The sequence below is a fragment of the Microbacterium meiriae genome (assembly GCF_025143875.1).
Lineage (GTDB): Bacteria > Actinomycetota > Actinomycetes > Actinomycetales > Microbacteriaceae > Microbacterium > Microbacterium meiriae.
In genome coordinates this window covers 17,243-31,925 of record NZ_JAMBDU010000036.1, presented here as the reverse complement: position 1 = coordinate 31,925, position 14,683 = coordinate 17,243, and the positions used below count along the sequence as shown (strand labels likewise).

15 protein-coding genes are annotated in these 14,683 nt (G+C 69.2%); 4 read left to right on the top strand and 11 right to left on the bottom strand.

Annotated elements, in window-relative coordinates:
• Window positions 1–75: 75 nt before the first annotated feature.
• The 5 genes from M4D53_RS16470 to M4D53_RS16450 form a co-directional block, all read right to left on the bottom strand.
• On the bottom strand, window positions 76–1,035 hold the full coding sequence (locus M4D53_RS16470) for a tripartite tricarboxylate transporter substrate binding protein (protein ID WP_259955108.1): 960 nt from the start codon (window positions 1,033–1,035) through the stop codon (window positions 76–78).
• Between the two features lie 93 nt (window positions 1,036–1,128).
• Window positions 1,129–1,914, bottom strand: coding sequence for a class I SAM-dependent methyltransferase (locus tag M4D53_RS16465; protein WP_259955107.1), 786 nt, complete (start codon window positions 1,912–1,914; stop codon window positions 1,129–1,131).
• Window positions 1,915–2,014: 100 nt separating this feature from the next.
• Window positions 2,015–3,379: an extracellular solute-binding protein gene (locus M4D53_RS16460; RefSeq protein ID WP_144881801.1), complete on the bottom strand. Its 1,365-nt coding sequence runs from the start codon at window positions 3,377–3,379 to the stop codon at window positions 2,015–2,017.
• A gap of 26 nt (window positions 3,380–3,405) precedes the next feature.
• Entirely contained in the window at window positions 3,406–4,359 is a 954-nt protein-coding gene (locus tag M4D53_RS16455; protein WP_187662644.1) for a carbohydrate ABC transporter permease, read from the bottom strand.
• Entirely contained in the window at window positions 4,359–5,279 is a 921-nt protein-coding gene (locus M4D53_RS16450; protein ID WP_187662645.1) for a carbohydrate ABC transporter permease, read from the bottom strand. Before M4D53_RS16450 ends, M4D53_RS16455 begins: the two co-directional genes overlap by 1 nt.
• Before the next feature lie 198 nt (window positions 5,280–5,477).
• Between M4D53_RS16450 and M4D53_RS16445 the strand changes: the two genes are divergently transcribed.
• Genes M4D53_RS16445 through M4D53_RS16430 form a run of 4 tightly spaced genes read left to right on the top strand, consistent with a single transcriptional unit; the run spans window position 5,478 to window position 9,330 of the window.
• Window positions 5,478–6,632: a PP2C family protein-serine/threonine phosphatase gene (locus M4D53_RS16445; RefSeq protein ID WP_259955103.1), complete on the top strand. Its 1,155-nt coding sequence runs from the start codon at window positions 5,478–5,480 to the stop codon at window positions 6,630–6,632.
• Window positions 6,629–8,593, top strand: coding sequence for a glycosyltransferase family 2 protein (locus M4D53_RS16440; protein ID WP_259955102.1), 1,965 nt, complete (start codon window positions 6,629–6,631; stop codon window positions 8,591–8,593). Before M4D53_RS16445 ends, M4D53_RS16440 begins: the two co-directional genes overlap by 4 nt.
• On the top strand, window positions 8,577–8,909 hold the full coding sequence (locus tag M4D53_RS16435; protein WP_187662648.1) for an STAS domain-containing protein: 333 nt from the start codon (window positions 8,577–8,579) through the stop codon (window positions 8,907–8,909). The genes M4D53_RS16440 and M4D53_RS16435 overlap by 17 nt, the downstream gene beginning before the upstream one ends.
• Window positions 8,899–9,330 (top strand): ATP-binding protein, encoded by a 432-nt coding sequence (locus tag M4D53_RS16430; RefSeq protein ID WP_187662649.1) that lies wholly within the window; start codon window positions 8,899–8,901, stop codon window positions 9,328–9,330. Before M4D53_RS16435 ends, M4D53_RS16430 begins: the two co-directional genes overlap by 11 nt.
• A 4-nt stretch (window positions 9,331–9,334) precedes the next feature.
• Here M4D53_RS16430 and M4D53_RS16425 read toward each other — a convergent pair whose 3' ends face one another.
• The 6 genes from M4D53_RS16425 to dnaK form a co-directional block, all read right to left on the bottom strand.
• A complete protein-coding gene (locus tag M4D53_RS16425) occupies window positions 9,335–9,778 on the bottom strand; it encodes a DoxX family protein (protein ID WP_187662650.1) in 444 nt (147 codons plus the stop codon).
• Window positions 9,779–9,902: 124 nt separating this feature from the next.
• Complete coding sequence (locus M4D53_RS16420; protein WP_187662651.1) at window positions 9,903–10,562, bottom strand: GntR family transcriptional regulator; 660 nt, start codon at window positions 10,560–10,562, stop codon at window positions 9,903–9,905.
• A 47-nt stretch (window positions 10,563–10,609) separates the two neighbouring features.
• Window positions 10,610–11,023, bottom strand: coding sequence for a heat shock protein transcriptional repressor HspR (locus M4D53_RS16415; RefSeq protein WP_187662652.1), 414 nt, complete (start codon window positions 11,021–11,023; stop codon window positions 10,610–10,612).
• 94 nt (window positions 11,024–11,117) lie between these two features.
• The gene (locus M4D53_RS16410; protein WP_259955101.1) at window positions 11,118–12,101 is read right to left on the bottom strand and encodes a DnaJ C-terminal domain-containing protein; all 984 of its coding nucleotides are present in this window, start codon (window positions 12,099–12,101) and stop codon (window positions 11,118–11,120) included.
• A 7-nt stretch (window positions 12,102–12,108) separates the two neighbouring features.
• Window positions 12,109–12,753: a nucleotide exchange factor GrpE gene (locus M4D53_RS16405; protein WP_071329295.1), complete on the bottom strand. Its 645-nt coding sequence runs from the start codon at window positions 12,751–12,753 to the stop codon at window positions 12,109–12,111.
• 2 nt (window positions 12,754–12,755) lie between these two features.
• Window positions 12,756–14,618 carry a molecular chaperone DnaK gene (gene dnaK / locus M4D53_RS16400; RefSeq protein WP_259955099.1) on the bottom strand — a complete coding sequence of 621 codons (1,863 nt, stop codon included), beginning with the start codon at window positions 14,616–14,618 and terminating at the stop codon, window positions 12,756–12,758.
• Window positions 14,619–14,683 lie beyond the last annotated feature (65 nt).

The window sequence follows — 14,683 nt, the reverse complement described above, 5'->3', positions numbered from 1 at the left end:
GGCGGGCGGCGGGGGGGGGGGGGGGGCCGCGCCGCGCGGGGGGGGGGGGGGGGGCCCCCCCCCCACCGGAGGTGTTCAGCCCAGGAGGTCCTGGAACAGGGCGAACTGGTCGTCGACGAACCCGGTCCACTCCTCGGAGTCGCGGTAGACCACGAGGTTGCCGGCGTCGGCCTGGAACTTCTGGTAGCTCTCGGACTCCACGGCCTCCTTGACGGCGGCTTCGAGGGCGTCGTGCACGTCGTCCGGCAGTCCGGCCGGTGCGTAGATGCCGCCCCAGCCGCCGAAGACGACCTCTTCGCCGATGGCCTCCTCGACCGTCTCGACATCCTCCGCGTCGGGGTGACGCTCGTCGTTCATGACCGCGAGGATGCGGACGGCCTCGCCCTGCGCGAGCGCCTCGCCGAGTCCGGAGACGGCGGCGACGGTCTCACCGGACGCGGCGGCCGCGACAGCCGTGGCGCCGCCGTCGTAGGGGACGGGGGTGAAGTCGGCGTCGGTCGCCTGGCCGAGGCCGAGGGTGGCGGCCTCCCAGATCGAGCCGGCACCGGAGTTCGCGACCGTGACCGCGCCGGACTTCGCCTGCGTCACGAGGTCGTCGAGGGTCTCGATGCCGCTGTTGGCACCCACCGTGATGACGCCGGGAGCGAGCATGATCTGGCCGAGCAGGTCGAAGTCGTCGGGCAGCACGTCGGCGCTCTGGGTCGTGTTGAGCATCGCGATCTCGACGGGCGCGAAGCCGATGACGTAGCCGTCGGGATCCTGCGAGCCGACGTACTCCATCGCGAGCGCTCCCGCGGCACCGGGCATGTTCTCCGGGATCACGCTGATACCGAGGATCTTCTCGAGCTCGGTGGCGAGCGCGCGGGACGACAGGTCGGAGCCGCCGCCGGGATTGGCCTGGATGATCAGCCGGATGTCGTCCTCGGGATAGGTCGAGGCGGCCCCCTCGCTCTCGTCGACCTTCGTGCAGGCCGACAGCACCAGAGCGGTGGCGGCGAGGGCGGCGAAGGCAGCGGCCGCCCGAGTGATGCGCATGCGGGGCATCTTTGCTCCTCTACGTGGGTCGACCGTGTTGTCGACACCGCGAGGCTACCAGTGTTGACTGTTAACAGTCAACACTGCAGAGCGTCACCGCACCCGGCTCACGACCAGGAGGTGCGGGCTGAGCTCCCGGATTCCGGGAACGGTGCTCCCGGCTCGCGCCAGCAGGAGAGCCGCCTGTGTGAGCGCCGTCTCCTCCGCAGGCATCTCCTCCAGCAGCAGCCCGCCGGGCCCTTCGACGCCATGGACCTCCACAACGTCGAGTCCGGCGGCGGCGGCCTCCTCGGCGAGCGAATCCGCCGTGTGGAAGTGCCCGGCAGGGAAGCGACCTCGCGAGGAGGGCGCCCCGTGCTCCAGCAGTGCGCCGTGTTCATCGTCGAGGTGGAGGTCGGTCACGCCCAGCGCGAGCTGACCGAATCCGACGAATCGCGAGAGGCCTGCCGCGAACACCCAGCCGCCGGATCGCACCACCCGTGCGGCCTCGCCGAGCGCCTGGAGGCGGTCCGCGCGATCCGCCAGGTGGTACAGCGGACCGAGGAGAAGAGCGGCATCGAAGCTGTCCGCGGTGAACGGCAACGAGCGCGCGTCCCCTACACGAGCATCCACGCCCCGCTGCGCCGCGCTGTGGACGTGCCCGCGCACCGGGTCGACGAGGATGACCTGATGGCCACGGTCCAGGAGCGACCGCGCATGGACGCCCGCCCCGCCTCCGACATCGATGACGCGACCCTCGGGGAGGTGCGCGGCGATCAGCTCCTGGATGCGCTGGTGCTCCAGAGGTCCTTGCGCCGAGCGGGTCGTCAACCGCGCCGATTCGTCGAACTGGTCCTCGTAGTAGTCACGGATCCGCTCATCGAGCTCACGCTGGTCCATGGTCGACCTCCGATCGGTAGGCCTCCATCATCCACGCCGACCCGATCCGACGACGAGCGCCCGGCGGGCATGGCCGCCTGGCGCTCTGCCCCTCCGGGGTCTAGCCGGCGGTGGCGTTCTCGTACGCCCGCATCGCCGCCTCCTGCGCCTCCTTCAGCGCGTCCTCGGGAGACTTGTCCCCGAGCAGCGCTGCGGTGATCGCGTTGTTGAGTTCGTTCTGGATCTCCTGGCCCGCGGGCGAGGAACCGAAGGACTGTCCGTAGTCCACCACGTCGTAGTAGGTCGAGATGACCTGGTCGAAGCCGGCGTTGCCGCTGTCCGTCACGAAGGTCTCACGGATCGACTGATCGGCGGACGGCGATCCGGTGAAGAGCCCGGTGTTGATACCGCCGTCGGTCTTCAGCGTCTCGGCACGGGCCTCGCCCGCCGCGTTCCAGGCGTCGTCCGAGGTGAGGTTCACCATCCAGGCGCACGCCGCCGCGGGGTTCTCCGCCCCGGCCGGGATCACGAACGCGGTGCCGGACGCGACCGAGAACGGCTCCCCGTCGGCATTCCGGAACGGCACAGCCTCGAGGTCGATCTGGTCGGCGTAGGGGCTCAGCACGTTCGGATACCACTGCGCGTTCACCTGCGCGCCGACCTGCTGGGCGACGAACTGGTTCTGGTCGCCGAAGGCGTCGAACGAGTCGGTGAAGCTCTTGACGGCCGCGAAGCCGCCCTGCGCGTCGGTGATCTGCTTCAGCATCTCGATGCCGGCCACGTTGCTGGGGTCGTCCAGGGTGGGCGCGCCCTTCTCATCGTTGAGCTGGCCGCCCATGCCGAGGATCCACAGCCCGGCCTGGCCCGTCGCGACCGGGTCGAACCCGAGCCGCGTGGGCACACCCCCGGACTCCTGGTACATCTTCTCGATCGCGCCGAGCAGCACGTCGGGCTTGGAGGTGTCGATCTCGTCCGCCGTCACCCCCGCCTCGTCGAGCACGGCCTTGTTCAGCAGGATCGCCGGCGGCTGGTAGAACTGCGGCACCGCCCACACGGCATCGTCGTAGGTGACGTCGTCGACGACGAAGGGGTACCAGTGATCCCGCGGCGAGACGTCCTGGGCGGCGAAGCACTCGTCGAGCGGCATGATGAGGTCCTGCGCGGCATACGTGGTCACGTACCGGCGGTCCATCTGCACGACGTCGGGCACGTCGCCGCTCGCGATCCGCGTGGTGAACTTCTGCGCGTCGAAGGCCGTCGCGTCGAGGTCGACCTCGACGTCCTTCAACTGCTCGGCGGCGTAGTCCATGCGCGAGGTGCCGACGTCGTCGGCGTTCTCGAAGCCCCACGCTTTGAGCGTGCCGCTCGGCTCCGCGCCGAAGTCGGCGTCGGCCGCCTGGTCGTCTCCCCCTCCCCCGCCGCACCCGGCGAGGACGAGGACGGATGCCGCGGCGACCGCGGTGATTCCCAGCATGCGTGTGCGCATGACTGCTCCTTTCGATCTGTGGTTCGTCATCCCTTGCGCCCCTGGGTGGCGACGCCCTCGATGAAGGCACGCTGCCCGAAGGCGAAGAGGATGAGCATGGGGAGGGTCACCAGGAGGGAGGCGACCATGACGTACTGGTAATCACCGTGACCGCCCGCCGTGGGGCTGTACTTGGTCATCGCGTAGGCGATGCCGAGCGGCGCGGTGAACTCGTCCACCGACCCGGCGTTGAGGTAGATGAGGGCGGCCTGCAGGTTGTTCCAGCTCGCCTGGAACTCGAACAGGAACACGATGACGAACGACGGTATCGACAGCGGCATCGCGATCCGCCAGAAGAGGCCCCAGGCGCTGGCCCCGTCGAGCCGCGCCGCCTCGAACAGCTCCCGAGGAAGGCCGAGGAAGAACTGCCGCTGCAGGAAGATGTAGAAGGCCGAGCCGAACAGGTTCATGCCCCACAGCGGCACCCAGGTGCCGAGGAGTCCGGTCTCCTTCCAGATGAGGTAGATCGGGATCATCGTCACCGCGCCGGGGAGCATCATCGTCGCGAGCACGAGGCCGAACAGCAGCCCGCGCCCCGGGAAGCGGAAGTAGGCGAAGCCGAACGCCACGATCGAGCTGGAGATCGCCACGGCACCGGCGGCGAGCAGCGCGATGGCGATGCTGTTGCCCATCCAGTTCAGCAGCGGGAGCTGATTCCACACCTCGACGTAGTTCTCCGGCACGAACGTCTTCGGGATGAGGGCGTTGTCGAACACCTCCCCCCGCGGCTTGAAGCTGGCAGCGATGAGCCACGCGAAGGGGTACAGGAACAGCAGCGCGAACAGCACGAGGATGATGTTCAGCACGATCCGGGCGACGAGGCTCTTCGGCTGTCGCAGGCGCCGTCGCCAGCGCGACCGGGCCGGGGCGGGAGCCGCGACGGCCTCCGGGAGGTCGTCCCCGGTGGCCTCGACGGGGACCTGACGCAGGGTCTGGGACATCAGCGGTCTCCCTCGTAGTAGACGAAGCGGTTGCCGACCTTCACCTGGATGAGCGTGATGATCATGATGATGACGAAGAGCAGCCACGCCATCGCCGCCGCGAAGCCGAAGTTGAACTGCCGGAAGGCCTGTTGGAACAGGTAGATCGCGTAGAAGAGCGACGCCTCAGGAGACGAGTTGCTCTGATCCCGCCAGAACAGCAGATACGCCTGATCGAAGATCTGGAAGGCGGCGATCGAGAGCACGATGACGTTGAAGAACATGGCCCCCGAGATCATCGGCAGGGTGATCGAGAAGAACTTCCTGATCGGTCCCGCCCCGTCGAGCGAGGCCACCTCGTACAGCTCGACCGGCACGTTCTTGAGGGCCGCCAGGAAGATCACCATGGTTCCCGCGACGGTCCACAGCGTCATGATCACGATGCTCGGCTTGACCCACGCGGGGTCGACGAGCCACTGGGGCCCCTGGATGCCGAACAGTCGGAGGAACTGGTTGATCGCTCCGGAGTTGCCGTTCAGGAGGAGGAAGAACACGGCGGCCGTGGCGACGGCCGGGGTCATCTTCGGCAGGTAGTAGAGCACGCGGAAGAATCCCGCACCTCGCCCGACCCGGTTGAGCAGCAGCGCGAGGACGAGCGCGAACACGATCTCCAGCGGCACCGCCATCACCACGTAGAACAGCGTGTTGGCGAGCGAGACGCCCACCCGCGGGTCCTCGAAGAGGTTGGCGTAGTTGTCGATGCCGACCGGGCGCGCGCTGTTCGTGGCGAGGTTGTAGCTGCTGAACGAGATGTACAGGCTGTAGACCATCGCGCCGGCCGTGAAGATGAGGAATCCGATGAGCCATGGCGAGATGAAGAGATAGCCGGCGAGGGCTTCTCGGCGGTTGTACCGGTCCCGCTGGCGGGTCTTGAGCGGCATCCACCTGCCTCCTTTCCGAGGACGCGCAGACACGGCGCTCTGGTCCTGGCGCGATGGTAGATCCGGAGAAGCGGTTCTCCGCGGGGCTTGCGCAGAACCGTTTCCTGTGGTTCACCTGAATGCCGCCGGACGGCCTGGCGCCCCAGGTGCGGTTCCTCCCTAGGATGAGGGGAATAAACACGGAGGAGGGCCGGGGGAATGTTCGACGAGCGACGGCGACAGGCAGCGCTCGAGGAACTGGGGATCCTTGACACGCCACCCGATGAGCGGGTGGATCGAGTGGCACGACTGGCGAAGGAGATGTTCGGCGTGCCGATGGTCAGCGTCTCGCTGATCGATCGCGACCGGCAGTGGCGCAAATCGCAGATCGGCCTCGGGGGGAACGAGGCACCGCGACAGGATTCGTTCTGCGACTACACCGTGTCGCAGGACCGGACGGTGGTGGTGGAGGATGCGAGCACGACCGACCTCTTCGCCGAGAATCCGTTCGTGACCGGCGACCCGCACCTGCGCTTCTACGCGGCCCATCCGCTGCACGCGCCGGGAGGGGAGCCGGTCGGGACGCTGTGCGTGCTCGACACGGAACCGCATACTTTCACGGATGCCCAGCAGGACCTCCTGCGCGACCTCGCGTTCTGGGTCCAGACGGAGCTGGCGCAGGACGCCGACGTCGACCACGCCGCCGTGGTGCAGCGGGCGCTGCGCCCCCGGGCGCACCCGGAGATCGCCGGGTACACGATCGCCGCCGGTGCCGCCCCGCGGGGAACGCTCGCCGGGGACTACTACGACTTCTCGCGCCACGGCGAGGCCCTGCGGGTGACCCTGGCCGATGCCATGGGCAAGGGCACGGGCCCGGCGCTGGTCGCGGCCACCGTGCGGGCCTCGCTGCGCACGGCGCCGGAGCGCTCGCTGACCGACGCCGTGATCGAAGTGGACCGCCTGCTCGAGGACGACCTCGCGGACACGTCGATGTTCGTCACGGCCGTCGTCGCCGAACTGCAGCCGGAGACGGGAGAGCTCGAAGTCATCGACGCCGGCCACAGCCTCGCGTTCGTCGTCCGCGCAGACGGGTCGTGGACGCCCCTGCGCTCCACGAACCTGCCCTTGGGCATGGGGATGGGCCTCGCCGACCCCCGGGTCCCGGTGACGACGCGGCTCGAGGTGGGGGACGCCTTCATCTGCTGCAGCGACGGTCTCCTCGACGTCCTCGACGCCGACGACCCGTTCGGCCACGTGGAGCGGGTGCTCACCGCGATGGGACCGGACGGCGCCGTGCGCGAAGCCCTGCGACTCGCGAACGATGAGCGCGCCACCGACGACATCACCGTCGTGGTCGTGCGGAGGGACGCGTGACCGCCCGGTTCGCGACCATCCGCGTCCTCGCGCTGCTGTCGGTCCTGCTCGGCGTGAACTACGTCGCCTGGCGCTGGCTGGAGTCGGTGAACTGGTCGGCCTGGTGGATCGCGGTGCCGCTCGTGATCGCAGAGACCTACAGCCTCATCGACACGTTCCTGTTCTGCCTGACGATGTGGCGCGCGAAGGAGCGTCCGGCGCCGGTGTCGCCTCCGCAGGGCACCGTCGACGTGTTCATCACGACCTACGACGAGCCGATCGAGCTCGTCATGACCACCGCGAAGGCGGCGAAGCGGATCGCCTACCCGCACTCGACCTGGATCCTCGACGACGGCTCCCGGCCCGAGCTCGAAGCCGAAGCCCGGGCCGCCGGCGTCGGCTATCTCACGCGTTCCGAAGACTGGACGGGCAAGCCCCGGCATGCCAAGGCGGGCAATCTCAACAGCGCCCTCTTCCAGACCGACGGCGAGTTCCTCCTCATCCTCGACGCCGACCAGGTGCCGGACCCGCTGATCCTGCACCGCACGCTCGGCTACTTCGCCGATGATCCCGAGGTCGCCCTCGTGCAGACGCCGCAATGGTTCGTGAACGTCGACGAGGCCGACCCGCTCGGCAGCCAGGCGCCCCTCTTCTACGGGCCGATCCAGCAGGGGAAGGACGGCTGGAACGCGGCCTTCTTCTGCGGCTCGAACGCCGTGCTCCGCCGCGAAGCACTGATGCAGCTCGGCATCGTCGGCTACGTGCGGAACGTGACCGACTCCGCCGCGCGGGCCCTCAAGACGTCCGAGGCCCTCATCGCCCGCGAGGCCGAGGCGGCGACCGACCCGGCGCTCGCCACCGAGCTCGGCGCGCTCCGCATCGCGATCGCACGCGGACGCAAGGAGCTCGCCGCGGGCGAGTCGGTCGCCGAGGTGGCCGCCCGCGTGGGGGAAGCCGTCGACAGCGCCTCCCGCATCCTCGTCGCCCACGACCTCGAGGGCATCCGTGCCGACCTCGCAGTGATCGAGTCCCTGCCGGTGCAGCAGGACGCGGAGCTCGGGCAGGTGATCGTGGACGAGGCCGGACTCGACGCGCTCGCCGCGTCCGACCTCTCCCCCCTCACCGCCGTCGAGGCCGTCCGCGGACTGCTCGATGCGCTCCGCCTCGACCGTGCGGATGAGGCGCAGCCGATCCTCCCCCTCGCCACGATCTCGGTGACCGAGGACATGGCCACGGCGATGCAGCTCCACGCCCTCGGCTGGAAGAGCGTCTACCACCACGAGATCCTGGCGCACGGGCTCGCCCCGGAAGACCTCCGGACGATGCTCACGCAGCGGCTGCGGTGGGCCCAGGGGACGCTGCAGGTCATGCTGCGCGACAACCCCCTGGCCAAGCGAGGACTCTCGGTGGGGCAGCGCCTCATGTACTTCGCGACGATGTGGAGCTACCTCTCGGGCTTCGCCGCGATCGTCTACCTCGCCGCCCCGGTGATCTATCTCGTGTTCGGCGTGCTCCCCGTCACCGCCTGGTCGGTCGACTTCTTCGCGCGCTTCCTGCCGTACTTCCTCGTCAATCAGGCGCTGTTCCTCGTGGTCGCGAAGGGGGTGAAGACCTGGCGAGGTCAGCAGTACTCGCTTGCGCTGTTCCCCGTGTGGATCCGCGCGTGCTGGACGGCCTTCGCCAACGTGGTGCTCGGCCGACCGCTCTCCTTCGCCGTGACCAGGAAGGACGGCCGCGATCCTCGGGGCATCCCGTGGCGCGAGATCTGGCCGCAGCTCACCGCCATGGTCGTCCTCGTGATCGCCCTCATCATCGGGGTCGCCCGGGTCATCGTCGGCACCGGCGACGGCACCGGCACCCTCGTCAACACCGCCTGGGTCCTGTACGACCTGGTCGTCCTCAGCGTCATCATCCAGGCGGCACGCTACCGCGGTCCGGCCGCGAAGGTCCTCGAGAAGGAGTCGAATGAACGTCAGCACTGACACCAGGGACGGCTATGCCGTCGTCACGATCACGGGCCGCCTGACCGCCTCGGGAGCGCCGTTGCTGCGCAACGCGGTGAGCGACCTCGTCGCCGCGGGGCAGCCGCGCATCGCGATCGATCTGAGCGGCACCGAGTTCGTCGACTCCTCCGGTCTCGGCGCCCTCGTCGGCGGCCTCAAGAGCGCCCGCGTGGCCGGCGGCGATCTGCGCATCGCCGCCGTTCCCGAGGCCGTGCGCACCGTCCTCCACCTCACCAACCTGGATCGCGTGCTCCGCGACTACCCGACGCCGGAATCGGCGTTCGATGGACGCTGACATCCGGGCCTTCCACATCGACGGGCCCGCCGGGCTCGCCCTCGTCGACCGCGCCCTCGACGAGCTCGACCGGCTGTGGCCGCTGGCTCCGGAGGTACCTGCCCAGGATCAGGTGCTGTTCACCCTGGCGCTGAGCGAGGTCACGACCAACGTCGCCCAGCACAATGAGCACGCGGACGTCGTGCTGAGCATCGACGTCCGCGTGACGGCGGAGGAGCTGCGCGCCTACATCCGCGACACCGCCCCGCCGGCACCGATCGACTGGGACGCCGTGTCGATGCCGGGCGAGGAGGCGGAGAGCGGACGCGGGCTCGCGCTGTCGCAGGCCGCGCTCGACGAGTTCACCCACACGGTCACCGATCTCGGCAACACCTGGGTCCTCGTCCGGCGCGTGGATCCCGCGCGCGAGGCGGGCGACTGACCGGTCAGGCGAGCCAGGCCGGCGCGCGCCCGCGGAGGGCCGCGGCGTCGATGGAGTAGCGCCCGGCGCCGGTGAGCGCGAGCGCGAGAGCCGCGGCGCCGAGCACGGCGACGAACTCGTAGCCGCCGGCCGTCACCCACAGGCCGGCGGGCAGGTGCACGAGCACGAGTGCCACCAGCATGTCGACGGCGAGGAGGATGCCGACCGGGCGCGTCAGCAGGCCGAGGATCAGCAGGATCCCGCCGATGAGCTCGAGGAAGGCGACGACGGGTGCGGCGATCTCGGCGAGCGGGACCCCCATGCCGGCGAAGCTGCCGATGGTGCCGGGGATCGTGAACTCGAAGATCTTCTGAGCGCCGTGGGCGGCGAAGATCGCGCCGACGACGATGCGCAGGACGAGGAGTCCGAGCGACGAGGCGGAGGTGGCGGAGGCTGTGGTGTTCGTCATGAGGAGGTTCTTCCTTCGTGGCAGGACACCCGCGCGGGCGCGGACCAGGGCTCTTGCCCTGGCCCCCACGGTAGGAACCGTTCTTTTCCGTCCGCTGAACGCCTCGGCGCCGGCGGACGCAGGCTCAGCGGGAGCCGACCTCGTGGAGCATCCGCTCCCGGGCGCCGTCGAGGTGAGCCGAGAGGACCGCGGCGGCGTCCTCCGGGGCTCCCGTGCGCATGACGTCGAGCAGCGTCACGTGATCGTCCGACGACTCGTGCAGGTCCTCGTCGTGGTTGATCGTGACCTCGAGGAGGGCCGTGAAGGTCGGGAGGTACTGGTTCCAGGCACCCTCCAGCCGGGGGTGATCGGCGAGGGCGTAGATCTGGGAGTGGAAGTCGAGGTCGGCCGTGACGAAGGCCGCATGGTCGCCGGCGTCCGCGGCCTCGGCCATGCGCTGGACGGCGTCGGCCATCGGCTGCCACCGCTCGTCGTCGTCGACCCGCATCGCGCGCGAGAGGGCGAGCTGCTCCAGCGCGCCCCGGAGGCTGTAGAGCTGGTCGACGTCGTCGCTCGTGAGGCCCACGATGTAGACGCCGCGGGGACGCTGCACCTCGACGAGCTTCTCGAAGCTGAGCTGGGTCAGGGCGTCGCGCACGGGGCCGCGGCTGACGGCGAACTCCTCGGCGAGGGCCTCCTCGGTGAGCCGGGCCCCCGGGGCGAGCTCCCCTCGCACGATGCGCTGGCGCAGCACGCGTGCGACCTGCGCTCCGAGCGACTCCCCGCGCGTGACGGTCTGCGTCATGGTGACCTCCTGTTAACAGTTGACAGGATACACACCGGCGTACGCGGTCAGGCTCCGGAGCGCGGACTCCAGAGCACGAGTTCCGTCGAGCGCCGGATGCGGCGGCCGGTCGGCATCGGCACGACCCCCGCGGAGCCGGCGGCGAACACCCGCACGCCGGGGCGGTTCTCCCGCTCGGCACGGAGGGCGCCCTCCAGCGCGAGCACGCGGTCGCGCAGCATCCGGTTCTCGTCCTCCAGGTCGAGGAGACGTGCGATCGCCGGGAGACTGACCCCTTCGGAGGAGAGCTGGGCCACCTCGCGCAGCTGCTCGATGTTGCGGTGCGAGTAACGACGGGATCCGCCGGGCGTCCGACCCGGCACCACGAGGCCGATCCGGTCGTACTGACGGAGGGTCTGGGGGTGCAGGCCGGAGAGCTTGGCGGCTGCGGCGATCGCGAAGACCGGAGTGTCCGCGTCCATCACGCCTTCCTTCCTGGTTTCACGTCAGGCCGTCGCGCCTGGTCAGGCAGCTCCTTCCCGGAACCGCCTGACCCGGCGCGAAAGCCTGTTCTCGTCAACGGCGGGCTTTCGCCATGAGCTCGGCCCGCGGGTTCTCCTGAGGCTCCAGCTCCTGGAACCTCTCGAGGGCCTCGCGCGCGGCGTCGTCGAGGTGCGTCGGAACCGCGACCTGGAGCTCGGCGAGCAGGTCACCGGTCCCCTTCGCGGTCGCGACACCCCGACCCTTGACGCGGAGCACGCGGCCCGACGGGGTCCCGGGGGCCACACGCAGCTTCACCACGTCGCCGCCGAGCGTCGGGACCTCGATGGTCGCGCCCAGCGTCGCCTCGGTGAAGGTCACGGGGACCACCACGCGGAGGTTGAGGCCGTCCCGCGTGAAGACCGGGTGCGGGCGCACCGTGATCTGCACCACGATGTCCCCGTTCTCCCCGCCATCGGGCGAGGGGCGACCACGGCCGCGCAGCCGGATCTTCTGCCCATCGGCGACACCCGCGGGGATCTTCACCTTGAACGGCTTGCCGTCCTCGCCCTGCAGGGTGATCGTCTCGCCCTGCACAGCGGTGCTGAAGTCCAGCGTGGTGCGGGCCGTGACGTCGGCGCCGCGCTGCGGACCGCCGAAGCCACGGAAGCCGCCGCTCGGCTGCCCGAATCGGCCACCGCCGAACGAGCTGCCCTGGCCCCGGTTGAACATCGCGAAGATGTCCTCGAAGTCGGCGGTCTGGCCGCGCCCCTGCTGTCCGAACCGGCTGAAGACGTCTTCGAACCCGCCGGCGCCCGAGCCGCTCGCCGTGAAGCGAGCGCCCGAACCCATGGCGCGGATCTCGTCGTACTCCTTGCGCTGCTCGGCGTCGGAGAGCACCGAGTATGCCTCGCTGATCTCCTTGAACTTGGCCTCGGCCTTCGCATCGCCCTGATTGGAATCGGGGTGATACTTGCGCGCGAGCTTGCGGTACGTCTTCTTCAGGTCAGCGTCGCTGACGTCCTTCGAGACCCCGAGGGTCTTGTAGAAGTCCTTGTCGAACCAATCCTGGCTGGCCATCGATCACCTACTCCGCAGGGACGGCGACGACGACCTTCGCAGGACGCAGCTCGACCTCGCCGAGGCGGTACCCCACCTCGACGACCTCGAGCACCGTGGTCTTCGAGGTGCCGGGGGTCGGCTGCTGGAAGATCGCCTCGTGACGCTGGGGGTCGAACTCCTCGCCCTTCTCGCCGTAAGCGACCACGCCGAGGCGCTCCACGACCGCGCGCACCTTCTCGGCGATCACGGCGAAGGGGCTGCCCTCGACCAGATCGCCGTGCTGCTCGGCGCGGGCCAGGTCGTCGAGGACGGGGATGAGGCCCTTGGCGGCCTCGCCCTTCGCGCGCTCGATCTCGATCTGGCGCTGCTCCTCGGTGCGGCGGCGGTAGTTCGCGTACTCGGCCTGCAGGCGCTTGAGGTCGGTCAGCAGGGCGTTCTCGGCGTCGGCGATCGCGGCGTCGCCGGCGGCGGCATCCGCGGTCTGGGCGGCGCCGAGGATGTCCTCGACCGTCAGCCCCTCCTCGGTCTCGGCAGCCGCGTCGACCGGAGTCTCGTCGGAGCCCTCGGCGGCCTTCGCCTCGCGGGAGTCCTGGTTCTGCGGCACGGGGCCGGATGCCTGAGCATCCGACCCCTCCGGAACCTCGTTCTCGTCGAAGTTCTTGTCCGTCATGATTACTTCTTCTCGTCCTCGTCGTCGACGACCTCGGCGTCGATGACGTCCTCCTCGGAGGAGGGGGCGTCACCGGTCGGGGCCTCGCCCTCGGCCGAAGCGCCGGCGGCGTCCGCCTGCGAGGAGGCGTAGATCGCCTCGCCGAGCTTCGACTGGGACTGGTTGAGCTTCTCGAACGCGGTCTTCACGGCCTCGTCGTCGTCGCCGGCCAGAGCCGTCTTGAGCGCGTCGACGTCGGCCTTGACCTCGGTCTTCACGTCCTCGGGGAGCTTGTCCTCGTTCTCGGAGATGAGCTTCTCGATCGAGTAGGCGAGGGTCTCCGCCTGGTTGCGGGTCTCCGCGGCCTCACGACGCGCCTTGTCCTCGGCGGCGTGCTCCTCGGCCTCGCGCACCATGCGCTCGATGTCCTCCTTCGACAGCGACGAGCCGCCGGAGATGACGATCGACTTCTCGGTACCGGTGCCCTTGTCCTTCGCGGACACGTGCACGATGCCGTTGGCGTCGATGTCGAAGGTGACCTCGATCTGCGGGATGCCGCGGGGAGCCGGGGCGATGCCCGTCAGCTCGAACGTGCCGAGCGGCTTGTTGTCGCGGGTGAAGTCGCGCTCACCCTGGAAGACCTGGATCGCGACGGACGGCTGGTTGTCGTCGGCCGTGGTGAAGGTCTCGCTCCGCTTGGTCGGGATGGCCGTGTTGCGCTCGATGAGCTTGGTCATCATGCCGCCCTTGGTCTCGATGCCGAGGGAGAGCGGGGTGACGTCGATGAGCAGGACGTCCTTGCGCTCGCCCTTGAGGACACCGGCCTGCAGCGCGGCGCCGACGGCGACGACCTCGTCCGGGTTCACACCCTTGTTGGCTTCCTTGCCGGTCTCGCGCTTGACGAGCTCGGCGACGGCGGGCATACGGGTCGAACCACCCACGAGGACGATGTGGTCGATGTCGGACACCTTGATGCCGGCCTCGCGGATGACGTCCTCGAAGGGCTTCTTGGTGCGGTCGAGCAGGTCCTTCGTGAGGTCCTCGAACTTCGCGCGGGTCACGGTCTCGGAGAGCGAGACGGGGCCCGAGTCGGTCAGCGACAGGTACGGGAGGTTGATGCTCGTGGACGTGGAGCTGGAGAGCTCCTTCTTCGCCTGCTCCGCAGCCTCCTTGAGGCGCTGCAGCGCGATCTTGTCACCCGAGACGTCGACGCCCGTGGTCTCCTTGAACTGCTTGATCAGATAGTCGACGAGGCGCTGGTCCCAGTCGTCACCACCGAGGCGGTTGTCACCGGCAGTGGCGCGCACCTGGATCGTGGAGAAGTCGTCGTCCTTGCCCACCTCGAGGAGGGAGACGTCGAACGTTCCACCACCGAGGTCGAAGACGAGGATGAGCTCGTCCTCCTTGCCCTTGTCGAGGCCGTAGACGAGGGCCGCAGCGGTCGGCTCGTTGATGATGCGGAGCACGTTGAGGCCCGCGATCTCACCGGCCTCCTTGGTGGCCTGACGCTCGGCGTCGTTGAAGTACGCGGGGACCGTGATGACCGCGTCGGTCACGGTGTCGCCGAGGTAGGACTCGGCATCGCGCTTCAGCTTCTGGAGGATGCGCGCGGAGATCTCCTGCGGCGTCCACTTCTTGCCGTCGACGTCGAAGCTCCAGTCGGTGCCCATGTGGCGCTTGACCGAGGCGATCGTCCGGTCGACGTTGGTGACGGCCTGGCGCTTCGCGGTCTCGCCGACGAGCACCTCCCCGTCCTTGGTGAAGGCGACGACCGAAGGGGTCGTGCGGAAGCCCTCGGCGTTGGCGATGACCTTGGGCTCGCCACCCTCGAGGACGCTGACGACGGAGTTGGTGGTTCCGAGGTCGATACCGACAGCACGTGCCATGTGTTCTCTCCTTTGTTGGGAAGTCTGTAGTGGTCCGAAAACCTGCGGCGATCAGGGAAACCTGA

Bases quoted from the DNA above. Each gene is read 5' to 3' on its own strand.
- M4D53_RS16470 (WP_259955108.1), bottom strand. From the start codon at position 1,035: ATGCGCATCACTCGGGCGGCCGCTGCCTTCGCCGCCCTCGCCGCCACC.
- M4D53_RS16465 (WP_259955107.1), bottom strand. From the start codon at position 1,914: ATGGACCAGCGTGAGCTCGATGAGCGGATCCGTGACTACTACGAGGAC.
- M4D53_RS16460 (WP_144881801.1), bottom strand. From the start codon at position 3,379: ATGCGCACACGCATGCTGGGAATCACCGCGGTCGCCGCGGCATCCGTC.
- M4D53_RS16455 (WP_187662644.1), bottom strand. From the start codon at position 4,359: ATGTCCCAGACCCTGCGTCAGGTCCCCGTCGAGGCCACCGGGGACGAC.
- M4D53_RS16450 (WP_187662645.1), bottom strand. From the start codon at position 5,279: ATGCCGCTCAAGACCCGCCAGCGGGACCGGTACAACCGCCGAGAAGCC.
- M4D53_RS16445 (WP_259955103.1), top strand. From the start codon at position 5,478: ATGTTCGACGAGCGACGGCGACAGGCAGCGCTCGAGGAACTGGGGATC.
- M4D53_RS16435 (WP_187662648.1), top strand. From the start codon at position 8,577: ATGAACGTCAGCACTGACACCAGGGACGGCTATGCCGTCGTCACGATC.
- M4D53_RS16430 (WP_187662649.1), top strand. From the start codon at position 8,899: ATGGACGCTGACATCCGGGCCTTCCACATCGACGGGCCCGCCGGGCTC.
- M4D53_RS16425 (WP_187662650.1), bottom strand. From the start codon at position 9,778: ATGACGAACACCACAGCCTCCGCCACCTCCGCCTCGTCGCTCGGACTC.
- M4D53_RS16420 (WP_187662651.1), bottom strand. From the start codon at position 10,562: ATGACGCAGACCGTCACGCGCGGGGAGTCGCTCGGAGCGCAGGTCGCA.
- M4D53_RS16415 (WP_187662652.1), bottom strand. From the start codon at position 11,023: ATGGACGCGGACACTCCGGTCTTCGCGATCGCCGCAGCCGCCAAGCTC.
- M4D53_RS16410 (WP_259955101.1), bottom strand. From the start codon at position 12,101: ATGGCCAGCCAGGATTGGTTCGACAAGGACTTCTACAAGACCCTCGGG.
- M4D53_RS16405 (WP_071329295.1), bottom strand. From the start codon at position 12,753: ATGACGGACAAGAACTTCGACGAGAACGAGGTTCCGGAGGGGTCGGAT.
- dnaK (WP_259955099.1), bottom strand. From the start codon at position 14,618: ATGGCACGTGCTGTCGGTATCGACCTCGGAACCACCAACTCCGTCGTC.